Origin of the sequence: Streptomyces sp. NPDC059455 (assembly GCF_042750115.1) — a bacterium.
In the GTDB taxonomy this organism is placed as follows: Bacteria; Actinomycetota; Actinomycetes; order Streptomycetales; family Streptomycetaceae; genus Streptomyces; species Streptomyces endocoffeicus.
In genome coordinates this window covers 86102-105047 of sequence record NZ_JBHYVB010000012.1, presented here as the reverse complement: position 1 = coordinate 105047, position 18946 = coordinate 86102, and the positions used below count along the sequence as shown (strand labels likewise).

The window sequence follows — 18946 nt, the reverse complement described above, 5'->3', positions numbered from 1 at the left end:
CAGGTAATGGTCACCGCGGCCCCGCCGTTTTTCTGTTGCCGCACACAGAATTCCCAAGAGTTGTATACGGGAGTTCTGTTAATTCCGGCCGCTCGCCGTGTTGACGGAATGTTTCGAAGTCCTCACCGGAATCGGGCGGCGCAGCCGGTATTCCGACAGCGCGCGCTCGGTGTGCGTGGTGGCGAGCGCCCGCGCGCGGTCGGCGTCGCCGCGCGCCACCGCGTCCACCAGCGCGCCGTGCTCCGCCCAGGACTCCACGGCCCGCGCGGCCGGGTCGGGGCGCGCGGCACCCTCGGGCGGCACGGGCCGCGGCCCGGGAGCGGCCGCGTACACCCACGCGGTCTTACGGCGCAGCTGGACGAGCAGCGCGGCCAGGCTCGGGCTGCCGGACGCCTGGGCGAGCGTCTCGTGGAACCAGTCGCCCAGCGGCCGCAGTTCGCCGAGCTGACCGCCCTGGGCGCGCTCCCGGCCGAGCCGGACCAGTCCGCGCAGCACCTTCAGATGGGCCTCGGTGCGGCGCTGTGCGGCCCGCGCGGCGCCCAGTGGCTCCAGCAGCGCGCGGATGTCCAGCAGATCGGCCGCCTCGCGCTCGGAGGGCTGGGCGACGCAGGCCCCCGCGTGCCGCCGGGTCGTCACGAAGCCCTCCGACTCCAGGGTGCGCAGGGCCTCGCGGACCGGCACCCGGGAGACGCCGTAGCGCCGGGCGAGCAGTTCCTCGGTGAGGCGGCTGCCGGGCTGATACCCGCCGGAGACGATGTCGTCGCGAATCGCCGCGCAGACCGCGTGTGCCGAAATCCGGCGACCACCCTGGACCGCGTTCGTATCCCCGCTCACTTACGGTCCCGCATTGTCGAACCTCCGCCTTAACGCCCGCGAAACGCGGCCATGGAATGCGCGTTGAACGACTCTATTCCACACGGACGCCATTTCCGATGGCGGGAAGCATTTCATGGCTATTTTTTGGTCAGCGGGCGGTGGCACGCCGAAGGCCCCGTCCGGCGGACGGGGCCTTCTCGGAAGTCTCGCGCGATCTCGGGATCGTGAGACCGCGCGGCGTTCGCGTCGGACGCGCGACGGGTCAGACGTTGACGCCGTGGGTGCGCAGGTACGACAGGGGGTCCATGTCCGAGCCGTAGTCCGCGCTGGTGCGGGCCTCGAAGTGCAGATGCGGTCCGGTCACGTTGCCGGTGGCGCCCGACAGGCCGATCTGCTGGCCGGGGGTGACCTTCTGGCCGACCGAGACGCTGATCGACGACAGGTGGCCGTACTGGGTGTACGTGCCGTCGTTCATCTTGATGACGACATTGTTGCCGTAGGAGCCGCCCCAGCCCGCCTCGACGATCTCGCCCATGCCCACGGAGTGCACCGTGGTGCCGGTGGAGGCGTGGAAGTCGATGCCGGTGTGGCTGCCGGAGGACCACAGCCCGCTGGACGCCTGGTAGCCGGTGGAGACGTAGGAGCCGCTGACCGGCGACACGAAGGTGTTGAGGCGCTTGCGCTCGGCCTCGCGCGCCGCGCGCTCCTTGGCCTCGCGCTCGGCCTTGGCCTTCTTCGCCGCGGCCTCCGCCTTTCTGGCGGCCTCCTGGCGGGCGATCGCCTCTGCCTTGGCCTTGGCGGCGGCCTGCTCGGCGGCGGTCTCCTGGGACTGCGCCTGGGCCTCGATGTGGTCCGCGATCCCATCGCCGATCACGATCGCCTGGGTCAGACCGGTCTGCTGGGGATTGGGGCCCCCGTCGGCCGCGAACGCCTGTCCGGTGATCCCGGCGACCACACCCGAGGCGACGGTCGTGATGCCCACGACGTTCGCGCCCGTGCGGATGTTGACCTTGCTGGTGCGGCGGTGCTTCCCGGTGGCAGTGCGGGTGGACGCCATACTGAGGCGCACTCCTTTCCTTCCTTCTCGCCTACCGGGTTAGCTGACGGGTTCGGAGCAGGAAGGTCTCCTACAGACCCCTCCCCCGGCCGGGGAAGGCGCCCGATTCACCCCTGGGGACGTGTTGGGTCCCCGGCTCCCCTGGCTTGCGCCGTACGGGGACTCGGCGATGACTGTCCGGTGCCGCGGGTGCGGCGGGTCGCTGGCGAACAGCCGGACTGACGCTAAACGGGTGCGCTTTCGATCACCAAACGGTTCCGGTTTTTTGTTGCTCTCCCCACAAACCAAACAAGCAGCCAATCCCATAAATCGGTCATGTCGGAAGGACCCCGGCACCCTTACGGGGCCGGGGTCCTTCCGCTGTCGGCTCATGGACCGGACGTCCGCCGGGCCGCCTGCCGGACCGTCAGTGAGCCGGCCGGACCATCGGTTCCCCGAACGGATCCGGCCAACTCTCATCGGCTCAGTTGGAGATGACGCGCACCTCGCCGATGCCCAGCGCGCGGACCGGCTCCTCGATCGCCGAGGCGTCCCCGACCAACACCGTGACCAGCCGGTCCGCCGGGAAGGCGCTCACCACCGCGGCGGTGGCCTCCACCGTGCCGGTCTCCGCCAGACGGACGTACAACTGCGCCTGGAAGTCGTCCGGAAGATGCTGCTCGACCTGATCGGCGAGGGTGTTCGCGACGGACGCCGCCGTCTCGTACTTCAGCGGGGCGACGCCCACCAGGTTCTGCACCGCGACATCGCGCTCGTCGTCGGTCAGCCCCTCCTCCTTCAGCGTGCGCAGCACCTTCCAGAGGTCGTCCAGCGCAGGGCCGGTGACCTCGGTGGCCACCGAGCCGCTGATCGCCAGCATCGAGGCGCCCGAGGAGCCGCCCGCGGGCGACGAGGGCCCGGAGCGCAGCACCTGGCCGAAGGCGCGCACCCCGTAGGTGTAGCCCTTCTCCTCGCGCAGCACGCGGTCGAGGCGGGAGGTGAGGGTGCCGCCCATGCAGTACGTGCCGAGCACCTGCGCGGGCCAGACCCGGTCGTGGCGGTCGGCGCCCACGCGCCCGATGAGCAGCTGGGTCTGCACCGCGCCCGGCCGGTCGACGATCACCACACGGCCGGTGTCGTCCGCGATGATCGGGGGAGCCGTGCGCGGCGCGCCCGCCCCGCCCGTCCAGGCGCCGAGGGTGTCCGCGAGCGCCCTGTCCAGGTCGACGCCGTCGAGGTCGCCCACGATGACGGCGGTGGCGGTGGAGGGGCGGAGATGCGCCTCGTAGAAGGCCCGCACGGCCGCGGCGTCGATGCCCTCGATGGTCTCCTGGGTGCCCTGGCGCGGCCGGGACATCCGCGACTCGGCCGGGAAGAGCTCCGCGGCGAGGGCCATGGAGGCGCGGCGGGCCGGGTTGGCCAGCTCATGGGGGATCTCGTCCAGCCGGTTGCGCACCAGCCGCTCGACCTCGCCGTCCGGGAAGGCGGGGGCGCGCAGCGCGTCGGCCAGTAGACCGAGCGCCTTGGGCAGCCGGGAGGCCGGGACCTCCAGGGAGACGCGGACGCCGGCGTGATCGGCGTGGGCGTCCAGCGTGGCACCGCACCGCTCGAGCTCGGCGGCGAACTCCTCGGCGTCGTGCTTGTCGGTGCCCTCCGACAGGGCGCGCGCCATGATCGTGGCGACGCCTTCGAGCCCGGCCGGCTCGGCGTCCAGCGGCGCCTCCAGGTTGATCTCGACGGCGACGACCTGCTGGCCGGGGCGGTGGCAGCGCAGCACGGTGAGGCCGTTGGGCAGCTCACCGCGCTCGGGGGCCGGGAACGCCCACGGCCTGGGGGCGCCGCCCTTGGGCTGCGGGTGGAAGGTCATGGTCGCGGTGACGGCGTCGCTCACTGGGCCGCCTCCCCTTCTGCGTCGGTCTCGGCGGCTTCGGCGGTGTCGGCTGCGTCCTCGGCGCCCTGGACGGGCTCGTAGACCAGCACGGCGCGGTTGTCGGGACGCAGCCGCGCCGCGGCCACGGCCCGCACCTCCTCGGGGCTGATGTCGAGCACCCGCTCCACGGCGGTCAGCGCCAGCTGCGGGTCGCCGAAGAGCACCGCGTAACGGCAGAGCTCGTCGGCCCGGCCGCCGACCGTGGCCAGCCGGTCCAGCCACTCGCGCTCGATCTGCGCCTGGGCGCGCTCCATCTCCTGCGGGGTCGGCCCCTCCTCGGCGAAGCGGGCCAGCTCCGCGTCGACGGCGGCCTCGATGGCGGGCACCTCGACCCCGCCGGAGGCCTTCACGTCCAGCCAGCCCAGCGAGGGGGCGCCCGACAGCCGCAGCAGGCCGAACCCGGCGGCCACGGCGGTGCGGTCATGGCGCACCAGCCGGTTGTGGAGCCGGGAGGACTCGCCGCCGCCGAGGACGGTCAGCGCCAGGTCGGCGGCGTCGGACTCACGGGTGCCGTCGTGCGGCAGCCGGTAGGCGGCCATCAGGGCGCGGGCCGGGACCTCCTCCTCCACGACCTCGCGCAGCTGACCGCCGATCACCTCCGGGAGCGTGCCGTCACGGGGCGGCCGCTTGCCCTCGTGGGAGGGGATGGAGCCGAAGTACTTCTCGATCCAGGCGAGCGTCTGCTCGGGGTCGATGTCGCCGACGATCGACAGCACGGCGTTGTTGGGGGCGTAGTAGGTGCGGAAGAACTCCCGCGCGTCCTCCAGGGAGGCCGCGTCCAGGTCGGCCATGGAGCCGATCGGGGTGTGGTGGTACGGGTGGCCCTCGGGGTATGCCATGGCGACGAGCTTCTCGAAGGCGGTGCCGTACGGGACGTTGTCGTACCGCTGGCGGCGCTCGTTCTTGACGACGTCGCGCTGGTTCTCCAGGCTCTCCTCGTCCAGCGCGGTCAGGAGGGACCCCATCCGGTCCGCCTCCAGCCACAGGGCGAGCTCGACCTGGTGGGCGGGCATGGTCTCGAAATAGTTGGTGCGCTCGAAGCTGGTCGTGCCGTTGAGCGAGCCGCCCGCGCCCTGCACCAGCTCGAAGTGGCCGTTGCCGGTGACCTGCGCCGAACCCTGGAACATCAGGTGCTCGAAGAGGTGCGCCAGGCCGGTGCGCCCCTTGACCTCATGGCGCGAGCCGACGTCGTACCACAGACAGACCGCGGCGACCGGGGTCAGATGGTCCTCGGAGAGCACCACGCGCAGGCCATTGGCCAGGCGGTGCTCAGTCGCTTTCAAGCCGCCGGAGCCGGCCTGCTGCGTGGCCGTGTGACCCATGGGCATGTACGTCCCTTCGATCGCGTGATGGAGCGCGTGCCAGCCGCTTGCGCAGCGCTTCTGTCACTGTATGCAAGGGGACGGACATCTGGCGAAGTTCCGGTCCACTCCCGTCCCGCCGAGCTGTCCCGAACCGTTTCGGCGGGCCCTCCGGCGCCGGATCCGGACCCCTTCGAGGGGGCTTCGGGCGGTACCGCCGGGCGCGGTTCCGGGGCCCGCCCCGGCCGCCAGCGCCCCGGGCCGTTCCACACTTGTCGGTGCGCCGGGCCACAATGGTCCGCATCAGATCCCGCATCGGCAGTTGAAGGAGCCCCAAGCGCGATGGCCCGCCGCCGCACGAAGACCCCGCCGCCGGACGACTTCGAGGAGCGCATCCTCGACATCGACGTCGTCGACGAGATGCAGGGCTCCTACCTCGAGTACGCCTATTCGGTCATCTACTCGCGCGCGCTGCCCGACGCCCGTGACGGGCTCAAGCCCGTGCACCGCCGCATCCTCTACCAGATGAACGACATGGGCCTGCGCCCCGAGCGCTCCTATGTGAAGTGCGCCCGCGTCGTCGGCGAGGTGATGGGAAAGCTCCACCCGCACGGCGACGCGTCGATCTACGACGCGCTGGTGCGCATGGCGCAGCCGTTCTCCATGCGCCTGCCGATGGTCGACGGCCACGGGAACTTCGGCTCGCTGGGCAACGACGACCCGCCGGCCGCGATGCGGTACACCGAGTGCCGGATGGCGTCGGCGACCTCGCTGATGACCGAGTCGATCGACGAGGACACGGTCGACTTCTCCCCGAACTACGACGGCAGTGAGCAGGAGCCCGTCACCCTCCCCGCCGCCTATCCGAACCTGCTGGTCAACGGCACGTCCGGGATCGCGGTCGGCATGGCCACCAATATGCCGCCGCACAACCTGGGCGAGGTCATCGCCGCCGCCCGCCATCTGATCAGGCACCCGGGCGCGGACCTCGACACGCTGATGCGGCATGTGCCGGGACCCGACCTGCCCACCGGCGGCCGGATCGTGGGCATGAGCGGCATCCGGGACGCGTACGAGACGGGCCGCGGCACCTTCAAGATCCGCGCCACGGTGGCCGTGGAGGACGTGACGGCCCGCCGTAAGGGCCTCATCGTCACCGAGCTGCCCTTCGCGGTGGGGCCCGAGAAGGTCATCTCCAAGATCAAGGACCTGGTCGGCGCGAAGAAGCTCCAGGGCATCGCGGACGTCAAGGACCTCACCGACCGTGAGCACGGGCTGCGGCTGGTCATCGAGATCAAGAACGGCTTCAACCCCGAGGCCGTGCTGGAGCAGCTCTACAAGCTCACGCCGATGGAGGAGTCCTTCGGCATCAACAACGTGGCGCTGGTGGACGGCCAGCCGCTCACGCTGGGCCTGAAGGAGCTGCTGGAGGTCTACCTCGACCACCGCTTCGACGTGGTCCGGCGGCGCAGCGAGTTCCGGCGCACCAAGCGGCGGAACCGGCTGCACCTCGTCGAGGGTCTGCTGGTGGCCCTGCTCGACATCGACGAGGTCATCCGCCTCATCCGGCAGAGCGAGAACGCGGCGGAGGCCAAGGCGTCCCTCATCGAGCGCTTCGGCCTCTCCGACGTCCAGACGCAGTACATCCTGGACACCCCGCTGCGCCGGCTGACCAAGTTCGACCGGCTGGAGCTGGAGTCGGAGCGCGACCGGCTCAACGCCGAAATCGAGGAGCTCACCCGGATCCTCGACTCCGACGCCGAGCTGCGCAAGCTGGTCTCCTCCGAACTGGCCGCGGTGGCCAAGAAGTTCACCACCCCGCGCCGCACGGTTCTGCTCGAGTCGTCGAACGCGCCGGTGACCGCGGTGCCGCTGGAGGTCGCGGACGACCCCTGCCGGGTGCTGCTGTCCTCCACCGGGCTGCTGGCCCGTACCGCCAACGGCGAGCCGTTCCCGGTCGAGGGGAAGGCCAAGCGCGCCAAGCACGATGTGATCATCTCCGCGGTCCCGGCCACGGCCCGCGGCTCCGTGGGGGCGGTGACCTCCACCGGGCGGCTGCTGCGGCTCTCGGTGGTCGACCTCCCGATCCTCCCGGAATCGGCCGCACCCCCGAATCTGTCGGGCGGGGCACCCATCGCCGAGTTCCTCTCGCTGGAGGACGACGAGGAGCTGATCTGCCTCACCACCCTGGACGAATCCTCACCGGGGCTCGCGATCGGCACGGAGCAGGGCGTCGTCAAGCGCGTGGTCCCCGACTACCCCGCCAACAAGGACGAGTTGGAGGTCATCGGCCTCAAGGAGGGCGACCGGATCGTGGGCGCGGTGGAGCTGTCCACCGGCGAGGAGGACCTGGTCTTCATCACCGACGACGCCCAGCTGCTGCGCTACGCGGCCAGTCAGGTGCGGCCGCAGGGCCGCGCCGCGGGCGGCATGGCGGGCGTCAAGCTCGGCCCCGGCGCCAAGGTGATCGCGTTCACGGCCGTCGACCCGGCGAGCGACGCGGTGGTCTTCACGGTCGCGGGCGCCAGCGGCACGCTCGACGACTCGGTGCAGCAGTCGGCCAAGCTCACCCCCTTCGACCAGTACCCGCGCAAGGGCCGGGCCACGGGCGGGGTGCGCTGCCAGCGGTTCCTGAAGGGCGAGGACTGCCTGGTCATGGCCTGGGCGGGCGCGGTCCCGGCCCGCGCGGCGGGGGCGAACGGCGCCCCGGTGGCCCTGCCGGAGATCGACCCGCGCCGCGACGGCTCGGGCGAACCGCTCGCCAAACCGGTGACGGTGGTGGCGGGCCCGGTGTAGCCGGTGTAGCCGGGACGGGCGGGTCTGGCCGGACGGGCAGAAGTCCGGCCCGCACAGCCGGACGGGCAGAAGTCTGACCCGGACAGCAGGACGGGCAGAAGTCTGACCCGGACAGCCGGACGGCCCGGATCCGGCCCGGACAGCCGGACACGCCGGGTCTGGCCCGCACGGGCAGGACAGGCCGGTCTGGCCCGGACAGCAGGACGAGCGCGCAGGGGCGCGGCACCGCGAGGGTGCCGCGCCCCTCGCCGTTCACGGGCAAGGTGCTGTTCCCGGGCACAGGCGCCGCTCACGCACCTCAGGCCCATCCGCACATGTGCGGCCCCGCTCCCCGACGCGCTCGCCGACCCACGGCACGGCTCGCCGGGGCCCGGCATGACCCGATGTGACGGCCGCCCCTCTCCCGGCGCCCGGCAGGCCCCTCGCTGCGGTGCCGCAGTGCCGCAGTGGCCCGATTACGCCCGCCCTGCCCAGGACGGGGGCGCTCCTCCGCCGTGCGCACGACCGCACCAGGCTCCCCCGGCTGCCGCCGGGAGCTGCCCCCTGCTCGCGGCCGGGCGCCCCCGTGAAGGCTGGCCCCGGACAGCCGACGGCCCCAGCGAACGATTCAGTGGCCACTGCCATTGCGCCGGGCGCGCATCTGGCGGAGGGCGAGGCGCGCGCCGTCGTGGCCGCGGTCCGCCGCCCGCTGGAAGTGCCGCTCCGCCTCGCCCAGCTCGCCGCGGTCCAGGTGGACGGTGCCGAGCACCACCATGGCCGAGAGATCCCCCGTCTCGGCGGCCTTGCCGAGCCAGTGGACCGCCTCGGCGTACGCGCCCCGCTGCCCCAGCCCGATGCCGTAGACGGTCATTCCCCGCGGATCACCGGCCTCGGCCGCCTTACGGGCCAGCGGTTCGGGAATCGGCCGCCCCTCGTCGTAGGCCGCCGTCACCATGGCACTCAGCCCGGGATCCAGCGAGCGCGCCCCGCGTCTCCCCCGGCGGCCGCGCCACCGCGCCCAAAACCCACTCATATCCGCCCCCTCCGCCCCTGGCGCCATTTTCCCGCCTGCTCCCACCCCATGGAACGGCGAGTACGCGGCGGAATACGGACTGCCGCGTTCCGCCGCCCGGGGCCGATGAGGCGCCGTCCGGCTCTGGTCGTGCGTCCCTCCACCACGGCTCCGGCGCGTACGCACGACCCGGCGAGCGCTCTCGATCAAGAGAGGTTAGGCTTACCTTCGTGAGCACGTGCGCGACCGCCTCCCGCGACCTGTCCGAGCCGCTCGCCGGGACGGCGGCCACCGCCTCCACCTGGCTGCTGGTGGAACAGCCCGGGCCTTGGGGCACCGAGGCCCTCACCGCCAGCCGCCTCGACCCGGCCGTAGGGCGCGCCCTGGAGCGCGCCGCCGAGGGCACCGGCGTACGGGTCGCGCTCATCCGTCGCCCCGGCCGCCACGCCGATCTGCACACCGGCGCCCGGCACCGGGTGTTCGTGGCCCACACCCGGCCCGGCCGCTCCTGGATCCGCACCACCGCCCTGGACGACCCCGGCCGCCTGCTCGGCCTGGACTTCGCCACGCTGGGCGCGGGCGACCCCGACGGGCTCACCCTGCGGCCCCACACACCCCACGAGCCCCATGACCCCGGCGCCTGGGAGGAGTACACCGGCGATCCGCTGGTGCTGGTGTGCACCAACGGCAAGCGCGACCGCTGCTGTGCCCTCCTCGGCCGCCCGCTGGCCGGTGAGCTGGCCGCCTCCGGGGTGCACAGCACGTGGGAGATCACCCATATCGGCGGCCACCGCTTCTCCCCCACCCTCGTCGTGCTGCCGCACGGCTACGCCTACGGCAGGGCCACCGCGCAGGGCGTCAAGGACGTCATCGAGGCGCTGCGCGACGGCCGGGTGGTCACCGACGGCTGCCGCGGCCGATCCGCCTGGGAGCGCCCCGGCCAGGCGGCGGAGCTGGCCGTACGCGAGCTGACCGGCGAGGACGGAGCCGACGCGCTGACCGTCGTACGGACCGAGGGCGAGGCCCCGGTCCGGTCCGTGACCGTCGCGCACCGCGACGGCCGGGCCTGGCGGGTGAGCGTCGCGCAGCTCGCCGCGGCGCCGCCGCGGCCGGAGAGCTGCGGCTTCCCCCTGGGCTCCCCGGCCCGGATGGAGGTCCTCGGGATCCGGACCGCCCATCGGCCCGCACCCGGCGTACGAGCGATGGCCGCCGGACGCCTCTGACCCCACGACGCCCCGCTCCCGTAAGCCCGCACCCGCCCCCGCTGCACCTCGGGAGACCGCCGTTCCCGGCCCCCTCCCCAGGGTCCTGCCCGGGCCCCTCCCACCCGCCCTTGGTTACCCTTCGTTGCCATGAGCGCCGCGATACCGCCGGGGCCGGCAGCCACGGCCACAAGGTGGCGCATCGGCTGGCCCCGACGCGTCTTCTCCCAGGTCCTGCTGATGCAGCTGGCCATCGCCACGGGTGTCACCGTGCTCGCGACCGGCCTCTTCCTCGCGCCGCTCAGTGACCACCTCGACGACCAGGCCATGCGCCGCGCCCTCGCCATCGCCCAGACCACGGCCGCCGAGCCCCGGATGGCCGAGGCGCTCCAGCACACCCGGCCCACCCCCGGCGGGCCGGTGCAGACCGAGGCGGAGCGCATCCGCCGGGCGACCGGCGCCGAATATGTCGTGATCATGGACCGGCGCGGGGTGCGCTGGTCCCACACCTCCCCGGACGAGATCGGGAAGCATGTCTCCACCGACCCCACCGAGGCCCTCGAGGGCCGGGAGATCATGGAGATCGACGACGGCACCCTCGGCCGGTCGGCCCGCGGCAAGGTGCCCCTGCGCGCCGGGGACGGCCATATCGTGGGCGCCGTCTCCGTGGGCATCTCCTACGAGAGCGTGCGCGCCCGGCTCGTCGCCGCGGTCCCGGAGATGCTCGCCTACGCGGGCGGCGCGCTCGCGGTCGGCGCCCTGGCCGCGTACGTGGTCTCCCGCCGGCTCCAGCGGCGCACCCATGACCTGGCCTTCTCCGATATCTCGGCACTGCTCGCCGAGCGCGAGGCGATGCTGCACGGCATCCGGGAGGGCGTCGTCGCCCTCGACGCCCACGGCCGCATCCGGCTGATCAACGACGAGGCCCAGCGGCTGCTGGATCTGCGCCCCGAGGACACCGGGCAGCCCCTGGAGGCGGTGCTGTCCCCGGGCCGTACGACCGATGTGCTGTCCGGGCGGGTCACCGGCGCCGATCTGCTGACCGTCAGCGGCGGCCGGGTGCTGGTCGCCAACCGGATGCCGACGGACGACGGCGGTGCGGTGGTCACCCTGCGTGACCGCACCGAACTGGAGCGGCTGGGCCGCGAGCTGGACGGCACCCGGGGCCTGATCGACGCCCTGCGGGCCCAGGACCATGAGCACGCCAACCATATGCACACCCTCCTCGGCCTGATCGAACTCGAACTGCACGACGAGGCGATGGAGTTCATCACCGAGGCGATCGGGGTGCACCGGGCCACCGCCGAGCAGGTCACCGAGCGGGTGCACGATCCGCTGCTGGCCTCCCTGCTGGTCGGCAAGGCCACGGTCGCCACCGAACGCGGCGTCTCGCTGTCCGTCGCCGAGGACAGCCTGCTGCCCAACCGGCTGGTGGACCCACCGGGGGTGGTGACGATCGTCGGCAATCTCATCGACAACGCCCTGGACGCGGCGGTCGGTTCGGCGGAGCCGCGGGTCGAGGTGGAACTGTGCGCCGACGACCGTACGGTGCTGCTGCGGGTCTCCGACACCGGCCCCGGGATCCCCGCCGACCGGCGCGACGTGGTCTTCACCGAGGGCTGGTCGACCAAGGAGCCGCCCGCGCACGGCAAGCGCGGCATAGGGCTCGCGCTGGTCCGCCGCCTCGCCGAACGCCAGGGCGGCAGCGTCCGCGTGTCCGACCGCGAGGGCGGGGGCGCGGAGTTCACCGTCGTCCTCCCCGAGGCGCTGGCCGAACAGCCGGCCGGGGCGCCGCTGACCGCGACAGGAGAGCCACGATGACCCTTGGAACCGGACCGGGCGGGCCCCTGGAAGTGCTGGTCGTGGACGACGACGTCCGGGTGGCCCGGGTCAACGCCGCGTACGTCGGCAAGGTGGCCGGATTCCGCGTCGCCGGGCAGGCGCACACCGTCGCCCAGGCGCTGGCCTTCCTGGAGGGCCCCCAGGGCGCCCACGTCGACCTGGTGCTGCTCGACCACTATCTGCCGGACGAGACGGGGCTGTCGCTGGTGCGGCGGCTGCGGCAGCTCGGCCACCACACCGACATCATCATGGTGACCGCGGCCCGCGACATCACGACCGTCCAGGCGGCGATGCGCCATGGCGCGCTGCAGTACCTGGTCAAGCCGTTCACCTTCGCGGGGCTGCGCGCCAAGCTGGAGGGGTACGCGGCGCTGCGCCGTGCCCTGGAGGGCGACGGCGAGGCCGGGCAGGACCAGGTGGACCGGATCTTCGGCGCCCTGGGCGGCGCCTCGGCCGGCCCCGCGGAGCTGCCCAAGGGCCATTCGGCGCTCACCGCCGATCTCGTACGGGAGGTGCTGCGGGGCGCGGAGGGCCCGCTGTCGGCGCAGGAGGTGGCCGAGCGCTCCTCGCTCAGCAGACAGACCGCACAGCGCTATCTGAAGCTGCTGGAGCGCACGGGCCGGGTGCGGCTCAGCCTCAAATACGGCGAGACCGGCCGCCCCGAGCACCGCTACGACTGGGTCTGAGCTCTCCCCGCCTCAGGCCGCGCCCGCCCCGGTGAGGGCCCGCACCTCCGTCTCGGCGTGCTTGGCGGCATGGCCGGGCACGTCCGCCGGGGCCGGTGAGGTGACCGTCCCGAGCCAGCCCGCGAGGAACCCGAGGGGCACCGAGACCAGCCCCGGGTTCTGGAGCGGGAAGAGGTGGAAGTCCACCCCGGAGAAGATCGCGTCCGGGCCGCCGGAGACCACCGGGGACAGCACCACCAGCACCACCGCCGGAAGCAGCCCCCCGTAGACCGACCAGACCGCGCCACGCGCGGTGAACCGCCGCCAGAACAGCGAGTACAGCAGCACCGGAAGGTTCGCCGACGCGGCGGCGGCGAACGCGAGCCCCACCAGGAACGCCACATTGAGGTCCTCCGCGAGCAGCCCCAGCCCGATCGCGGCCGCCCCGATCCCCACCGTGGCGATCCGCGCGACCACCACCTCGCCACGCGGGGTGCGGCCCGCCCGCCTGCTCAGCGAGGAGTAGAGGTCATGGGCGACGGAGGCCGAGGAGGCGAGGGTGAGCCCGGCGACGACGGCCAGGATGGTGGCGAAGGCGATCGCTGCGACGACCGCGAACAGCACCGTGCCCCCGGTCGATCCGGCGCCGCCGCCGAGGTCGAGCGCGAGCAGCGGAACGGCCGTGTTCCCGGCCGCGTTGGAGGTCCGTACGGCATCGGTGCCCAGCACGGCGGCCGCGCCGAAGCCGAGCACGATCGTCATCAGGTAGAAGCCGCCGATCAGCCAGATGGACCAGATCACCGAGCGGCGGGCGGCCCGGGCGGTGGGCACGGTGTAGAAGCGCGAGAGGATGTGCGGCAGCCCGGCGGTGCCCAGCACCAGGGCGAGGCCGAGGCTCACGAAGTCCAGCCGGGCGGTCCAGTCGCCGCCGTATTTGAGCCCGGGGGCGAGGAAGTCCACGCCGTGGCCGCTGTTGCGCGCGGCGGTGCTGAGCAGGGTGTCGAGATCGCCGCGGAAGCGGACGAGGACCAGGGCGGTCAGCGCGATCGCCCCGCCCATCAGCAGCCCGGCCTTCACGATCTGGATCCAGGTCGTGGCGCGCATCCCGCCGAGCGCCACGAAGACCACCATCAGGGTGCCCACGCCGATCACCGTCCAGGCGCGGGCGCGGCCGCCCGTCTCCCCGAGCAGCAGGGCGACCAGACTGCCCGCGCCGACCATCTGGGCCACGAGATAGAGCACACAGACCGTGACCGAGGAGATGCCCGCGGCGATCCGGACCCGGCGCTCCCGCATCCGGGCGGCCAGCACATCGGCCAGGGTGAACCGGCCGCAGTTGCGGACCAGTTCGGCCACCAGCAGCAGGACCACCAGCCAGGCCACGAAGAAGCCCACGCAGTACAGCACCCCGTCGTAGCCGAAGAGCGCGATCAGGCCGGAGATCCCGAGGAAGGACGCGGCGGACATGTAGTCACCGGCGATGGCGAAGCCGTTCTCCATCGGGGAGAACAGCCGCCCGCCCGCGTAGAACTCCTCCGGCGAGCCGTGCCGCCGGCGCCCCGCCCAGGTGGTGATGGCCAAGGTGGCCGCCACGAAGACGCCGAAGAGCAGCAGCGCCAGGCCCTGCTGATCGCCGGTCACCGCCCGTGCCCCCGCATCATCTCCTGCGTCACCCAGCGGAGTTCGAGCGCGACCCGGTCCCGGCGCAGCCGTGCGTGCCGGGCGTACGCCCAGGTCAGCAGGAAGGTGGTGGCGAACTGCGCGAGCCCCGCGACCATCGCCACATTGAGCGTGCCCACGACCGGGCGGGCCATCAGCCGGGGTGCGGTGGTGGCCGCGACGACATACGCGAGGTACCAGATGAGGAACGCGGCGGCCGCGGGGAACACGAACCGGCGGTAGCGCCGGCGCACCTCCTGGAAGGCGGCGCTGCCGTGCACCTCCGTGTAGACCGCCTGGGCGGCGGGCGGACGCGCGCGCCCGCGTTCGCCCTCCGTGTCGTCCGCCTCACCCCAGCCGGACGCGAGCGCGTCGTACCACGGGTCCTCCAGCCGCGCCGCTCCCGTGTCGCGCGCGTTGTGCATGTCCACCCCGAACACTCCTTGTTCACTGCGGCATTCGCCGCGTGACCAAGGATGTGCAGATCAGAAAGATCCAGAGCCCTTCAATACCGGACCTTCACCCCATCAGGTGACTCAGGTGATGAACGGCCCGGAAGCGGCACTACAGAAGCGGGCAGCGCGGGGAAACGCCGACGGGGTCCCCCGGGTGGGAGACCCCGCCGGACCGGCCCTGCCGAGGGGCCGGGCGTCAGACGTCGATGCGCGACCGGTCCAGGGTCGCCGCCGAGTTGGTGATGAACTCCTTACGGGGCGCGACCTCATTGCCCATGAGCAGGTCGAAGGCGCGCTCGGCGGCCTCCAGGTCGCTGATGTTGATGCGCCGCAGGGTGCGGTGGCGCGGGTCCATCGTGGTCTCCGCGAGCTGGTCGGCGTCCATCTCACCGAGACCCTTGTAGCGCTGGATGCCGTCCTTGTAGCGGACCTCCCGGCGCTGGAGGTCCAGCAGCGTCGCCTGGAGCTCCTGGTCGGAGTAGGTGTAGAGGTACTTGCTCTGCCCCCGCTTGGGGTTCACCAGCTCCACCCGGTGCAGCGGCGGCACCGCCGAGAAGACCCGCCCCTGCTCGACCATCGGCCGCATATAGCGCTGGAAGAGGGTCAGCAGCAGACAGCGGATGTGGGCGCCGTCGACATCGGCGTCGGCGAGGAAGATCACCTTGCCGTAGCGCGCCTGGTCGATGTCGAAGGTCCGGCCCGAACCCGCCCCTATGACCTGGATGATCGCGCCGCACTCGGCGTTCTTCAGCATGTCCGAGACGGACGACTTCTGGGTGTTGAGGATCTTGCCACGGATCGGCAGCAGCGCCTGGAACTCGGAGTTCCGGGCCAGCTTGGCCGTGCCCAGCGCCGAGTCGCCCTCGACGATGAACAGCTCGCTGCGGTCCACGTCGTCGCTGCGGCAGTCGGCCAGCTTCGCGGGCAGCGAGGAGGACTCCAGCGCGGTCTTACGGCGCTGCGCCTCCTTGTGCTGACGGGCCGCGATGCGCGTACGGGCCGCGGCCACGACCTTCTCCAGGATGGCGCGGGCCTGCTGCTTGTCGTCCCGCTTGGAGGAGGTCAGGAACGCCTTGAGCTCCTTGGCGACCACATTGGCCACGATGCGGGAGGCCGCCGAGGTGCCCAGCACCTCCTTGGTCTGGCCCTCGAACTGCGGCTCCGCCAGCCTTACGGTCACCACCGCCGTCAGGCCCTCCATGGCGTCGTCCTTGACGACGTCGTCCTCGGCGACCCGCAGCAGCTTGGTGGCGCGCAGCGCCTCGTTCACCGTCTTGGCGATCGAGCGCTCGAAGCCGGAGACGTGAGTGCCGCCCTTGGGGGTGGCGATGATGTTGACGAAGGACTTGACCGTCGTGTCGTAGCCGGTGCCCCAGCGCAGCGCGATGTCGACGCCCAGCTCCCGGGAGACCTCGGACGGGGTCATGTGGCCGCGCTCGTCGAGGACCGGCACGGTCTCCTTGAAGGTGCCCGCCCCGGACAGCCGCAGCACATCGCAGACGGCCTTGTCCTGGGCGAGGTACTCGCAGAACTCGCTGATCCCCCCGTCGTACCGGAAGGTCTCCTCGACCGGCCCCTCCTGCCCCTCCAGACCGCGCTCGTCCCGGACCACCAGGGTGAGCCCCGGCACCAGGAACGCGGTCTGCCGGGCGCGCGCGTACAGCGTCTCCACGGAGAGCTTGGCGTCCTTGAGGAAAATCTGGCGGTCCGCCCAGTAACGGGTGCGGGTGCCGGTGCGGGTCTTGGGAACCCTCTTGCCCTTGAGGAGGCCGCTGGACGGGTCGAACGGGGCGTCCGGCCCGGATTCGGTGAAGATCCCGGGGACGCCGCGGCGGAAGCTGATCGAGTGGGTCTTGCCGCCGAGGTCCACCTCCACGTCGAGACGGGCGGACAGCGCGTTCACCACGGAGGCGCCGACGCCGTGCAGGCCGCCGGAGGCCGCGTACGCGCCGCCGCCGAACTTTCCGCCGGCGTGCAGCTTGGTCATCACGAGCTCGACGCCGGACAGCCCCGTCTTGGGCTCGATGTCCACCGGGATCCCCCGGCCGTTGTCCCGCACCTCCACGGATCCGTCGTCGTGGAGGATCACCTCGATGTGATCGCAGAAGCCGCCCAGGGCTTCGTCCACCGAGTTGTCGATGATCTCCCAGAGGCAGTGCATGAGACCACGGCTGTCGGTGGAGCCGATATACATGCCGGGGCGCTTGCGCACCGCCTCGAGCCCCTCGAGGACGAGAAGGTGCCGCGCGGTGTAGTTACCGCCGCCCCGGTCTGCTCCGGTCAGCAGCGCTGTGGACGGCACGGACGTGTCGGCGGTCACGCGGTTCGCTCCTCGCTGAATTTCTGGTTGGCCCGGCTATGGGCACGATGGTGGCACGGTCGCCCGACAGAGCGTACCGAGGCTTGATAGAGCCTTTGTGCCGCCACCCGTTGAAACGTCCATGCTAGTCGCGCCGGCCACCGTTTCGCTCGTACGTTCGATAGCTCACGGCGGTGCCGCACAGATCACGTTCCCTTTCAGGCATGAACCATTTAGGCTCCGGGCACGTCCTCATTCACAACCGGCAACCCAGCCGGGAGGGCAAACCAGACAATCGACGCGAAGCATCAAAGCTAGGCAATACGGCTCATTCGCCGCCAAACGTCACCATCCGGCCTACTCAGAAGCAACTTTTGGGAAAAAGCCACGAGCGGGAACGATTTCAGGCTGGTTGGATGTTGACCCTGGTACGACAGCTCGTCGAGCTAGAGAAGAGGCGACGTGACTACTGTTCTGACCCCCGCGAGCCCGTTGACGGCCGCTGACCGCTGCGATCGCTGCGGCGCCCAGGCGTACCTGCGCGTCGTGTTGATCAGCGGTGGTGAACTGCTCTTCTGTGCCCACCACGGGCGCAAGTTCGAGCCGGAACTCAAGAAGATCGCCGCGGAAATACAGGACGAGACCGAGCGACTCACGGCCGTTCAGGCGTCCGCGTCCGAAGACGAACGCTGACGCCTCATACCCACGACGACGAGCGACGCCGGCCCAGGGCCGGACTGCGGGCGGTCTGCCCCCTGAGCGGGGCGGCCGCCCACGCCCGTACCGTGGGTCTTTCCGCACTTCCGGCATGCCCCAGGGACAGCCCTTCGGCATGCCCAACGGCCCTGCGGGGCTCACTCCGGGACCCCTTGCAGGCCCTTCCGCAGGCGCCCTCGACCTCCGCGTCAGTCATGGGCGGCCACCAGGCCGGCCACCGAAGAGATCCTCGTGTAGACGCCGGGCCGCCCCGCCACGGCGCATCCACTCCCCCAGGACACCAGGCCCACCAGCTGCCCACGGACCACCAGAGGCCCTCCACTGTCCCCCTGACAGGCGTCCCGGCCCCCGTCCGGCAGCCCGGCGCAGACCATGGAGCGCGGGTCGTAGTCCCCCTCCGCGTTGCCCGGATAGGCGGTCTCACAGACGCTGTCGGCCAGCACCCGGACCGTCGCGGTGCGCAGCGACGAGGCATAGGTGCCATCGCCCTCCGTATCGCCCCAGCCGTACACCGCGGCCCGCTCACCCGGCCGGTACGCCTGGTCGCCGGCGCCCGCCATGCGGATGGTGTAGGCCGCGGGCACCGCGACCCCCAGGGTGAGCACCGCGATGTCCCCGGCCCGGTTGTCGCCCTCGTAGGCCGGATTGACCCACACCCGCGCCGGCGAGTACTCCGCCCCGTCCTTCTTCCGCAGGTCGTTGCGGCCGATGATCACCTTCAGGTCCCGCACCTCCCGCCAGTCCTTGCCGAGCACCCCACGGCTCAGACAGTGGGCCGCCGTGACGACCGTTGTGGGGCCCACCACCGCCCCGCCGCAGAACTGGCCCGACCTCTTGCCCCCGAAGAGCTCACGGCTGGCCACGGCCACCGCCCAGGGCGCCTCGACCGTACGGGCCGGACGGCCGCCGATCACCACCCGGTCGGCCGTCGCCGGGGCGGGCGCGGTGAGCACTATCGCGAGCGCGGCGGCCAGCGGCACCGCCAGGGCGATGAGGAGCGAGCGGGGCGACCTAGGCATGCGGCCTCCTGACCATACGGAGCAAGACGCATACTCAGCGTTACCCCCTCTGTCGCGAAGCGCATCCCGAGTGGGCCAAGCGGGGAACAGGACGCCAGCCTTGGCACCGCGCAGCCGGGGGGGGGGGGGGGCCCCGCGGGGGGGGCCGCGCCCCGCGGGCGGCCCGCGCCGCGCGCAGTGCCGCTGGTGAGCGGGCGCGGCCAAAAAACCGGGGAAAC

At 72.1% G+C, this 18946-nt stretch carries 14 protein-coding genes and 1 riboswitch; of the genes, 5 read left to right on the top strand and 9 right to left on the bottom strand.

All coding sequences use genetic code 11. The annotated features are described in order from the left end of the window. Positions 1–78: 78 nt before the first annotated feature. The 4 genes from ACFXB5_RS06455 to ACFXB5_RS06440 form a co-directional block, all read right to left on the bottom strand. Positions 79–834, bottom strand: a complete 756-nt coding sequence (locus ACFXB5_RS06455; protein ID WP_385203138.1) for a GntR family transcriptional regulator — start codon at positions 832–834, stop codon at positions 79–81. Positions 835–1078: 244 nt separating this feature from the next. Then, positions 1079–1873, bottom strand: a complete 795-nt coding sequence (locus tag ACFXB5_RS06450) for a M23 family metallopeptidase (RefSeq protein WP_385203135.1) — start codon at positions 1871–1873, stop codon at positions 1079–1081. Between the two features lie 14 nt (positions 1874–1887). Further along, positions 1888–2052, bottom strand: a riboswitch (cyclic di-AMP (ydaO/yuaA leader). Positions 2053–2336: 284 nt separating this feature from the next. Next, positions 2337–3719 (bottom strand): M16 family metallopeptidase, encoded by a 1383-nt coding sequence (locus ACFXB5_RS06445; RefSeq protein ID WP_385203147.1) that lies wholly within the window; start codon positions 3717–3719, stop codon positions 2337–2339. 20 nt (positions 3720–3739) lie between these two features. Further along, entirely contained in the window at positions 3740–5110 is a 1371-nt protein-coding gene (locus ACFXB5_RS06440; RefSeq protein WP_385203133.1) for a M16 family metallopeptidase, read from the bottom strand. A 315-nt stretch (positions 5111–5425) separates the two neighbouring features. On the opposite strand from ACFXB5_RS06440, the gene ACFXB5_RS06435 reads away from it, so the two are divergent. Continuing rightward, positions 5426–7879: a DNA topoisomerase (ATP-hydrolyzing) subunit A gene (locus ACFXB5_RS06435; RefSeq protein ID WP_385203130.1), complete on the top strand. Its 2454-nt coding sequence runs from the start codon at positions 5426–5428 to the stop codon at positions 7877–7879. 607 nt (positions 7880–8486) lie between these two features. Here the strand turns inward: ACFXB5_RS06435 and ACFXB5_RS06430 are convergent. Then, positions 8487–8813, bottom strand: coding sequence for a tetratricopeptide repeat protein (locus ACFXB5_RS06430; RefSeq protein WP_385203128.1), 327 nt, complete (start codon positions 8811–8813; stop codon positions 8487–8489). A gap of 287 nt (positions 8814–9100) precedes the next feature. On the opposite strand from ACFXB5_RS06430, the gene ACFXB5_RS06425 reads away from it, so the two are divergent. The 3 genes from ACFXB5_RS06425 to ACFXB5_RS06415 all read left to right on the top strand — a co-directional run bounded on the left by ACFXB5_RS06425 (position 9101) and on the right by ACFXB5_RS06415 (position 12600). Next, positions 9101–10093 (top strand): sucrase ferredoxin, encoded by a 993-nt coding sequence (locus ACFXB5_RS06425; RefSeq protein WP_385203126.1) that lies wholly within the window; start codon positions 9101–9103, stop codon positions 10091–10093. Between the two features lie 129 nt (positions 10094–10222). Then, complete coding sequence (locus ACFXB5_RS06420; protein WP_385203123.1) at positions 10223–11893, top strand: ATP-binding protein; 1671 nt, start codon at positions 10223–10225, stop codon at positions 11891–11893. Beyond that, positions 11890–12600, top strand: coding sequence for a response regulator (locus ACFXB5_RS06415; RefSeq protein ID WP_385203120.1), 711 nt, complete (start codon positions 11890–11892; stop codon positions 12598–12600). Before ACFXB5_RS06420 ends, ACFXB5_RS06415 begins: the two co-directional genes overlap by 4 nt. A gap of 12 nt (positions 12601–12612) precedes the next feature. Here the strand turns inward: ACFXB5_RS06415 and ACFXB5_RS06410 are convergent, their stop codons facing one another. The 3 genes from ACFXB5_RS06410 to ACFXB5_RS06400 all read right to left on the bottom strand — a co-directional run bounded on the left by ACFXB5_RS06410 (position 12613) and on the right by ACFXB5_RS06400 (position 17013). After that, positions 12613–14220 carry a cation acetate symporter gene (locus ACFXB5_RS06410; protein ID WP_385203117.1) on the bottom strand — a complete coding sequence of 536 codons (1608 nt, stop codon included), beginning with the start codon at positions 14218–14220 and terminating at the stop codon, positions 12613–12615. Next, positions 14217–14669 (bottom strand): DUF485 domain-containing protein, encoded by a 453-nt coding sequence (locus ACFXB5_RS06405; RefSeq protein ID WP_385203115.1) that lies wholly within the window; start codon positions 14667–14669, stop codon positions 14217–14219. Before ACFXB5_RS06405 ends, ACFXB5_RS06410 begins: the two co-directional genes overlap by 4 nt. A 220-nt stretch (positions 14670–14889) precedes the next feature. Then, a complete protein-coding gene (locus ACFXB5_RS06400; protein WP_385203112.1) occupies positions 14890–17013 on the bottom strand; it encodes a type IIA DNA topoisomerase subunit B in 2124 nt (707 codons plus the stop codon). 441 nt (positions 17014–17454) lie between these two features. Between ACFXB5_RS06400 and ACFXB5_RS06395 the strand changes: the two genes are divergently transcribed. After that, positions 17455–17685 (top strand): hypothetical protein, encoded by a 231-nt coding sequence (locus tag ACFXB5_RS06395; RefSeq protein WP_385203110.1) that lies wholly within the window; start codon positions 17455–17457, stop codon positions 17683–17685. 212 nt (positions 17686–17897) lie between these two features. On the opposite strand, the gene ACFXB5_RS06390 is transcribed toward ACFXB5_RS06395, so the two are convergent. Continuing rightward, positions 17898–18728 (bottom strand): S1 family peptidase, encoded by an 831-nt coding sequence (locus ACFXB5_RS06390; protein WP_385203108.1) that lies wholly within the window; start codon positions 18726–18728, stop codon positions 17898–17900. Positions 18729–18946: the final 218 nt, after the last annotated feature.

Excerpts from the sequence above, each read along its gene's own strand:
- ACFXB5_RS06445 (WP_385203147.1), bottom strand. The coding sequence starts at position 3,719 with ATGACCTTCCACCCGCAGCCCAAGGGCGGCGCCCCCAGGCCGTGGGCG.
- ACFXB5_RS06450 (WP_385203135.1), bottom strand. The coding sequence starts at position 1,873 with ATGGCGTCCACCCGCACTGCCACCGGGAAGCACCGCCGCACCAGCAAG.
- ACFXB5_RS06415 (WP_385203120.1), top strand. The coding sequence starts at position 11,890 with ATGACCCTTGGAACCGGACCGGGCGGGCCCCTGGAAGTGCTGGTCGTG.
- ACFXB5_RS06430 (WP_385203128.1), bottom strand. The coding sequence starts at position 8,813 with ATGGTGACGGCGGCCTACGACGAGGGGCGGCCGATTCCCGAACCGCTG.
- ACFXB5_RS06420 (WP_385203123.1), top strand. The coding sequence starts at position 10,223 with ATGAGCGCCGCGATACCGCCGGGGCCGGCAGCCACGGCCACAAGGTGG.
- ACFXB5_RS06390 (WP_385203108.1), bottom strand. The coding sequence starts at position 18,728 with ATGCCTAGGTCGCCCCGCTCGCTCCTCATCGCCCTGGCGGTGCCGCTG.
- ACFXB5_RS06435 (WP_385203130.1), top strand. The coding sequence starts at position 5,426 with ATGGCCCGCCGCCGCACGAAGACCCCGCCGCCGGACGACTTCGAGGAG.
- ACFXB5_RS06440 (WP_385203133.1), bottom strand. The coding sequence starts at position 5,110 with ATGCCCATGGGTCACACGGCCACGCAGCAGGCCGGCTCCGGCGGCTTG.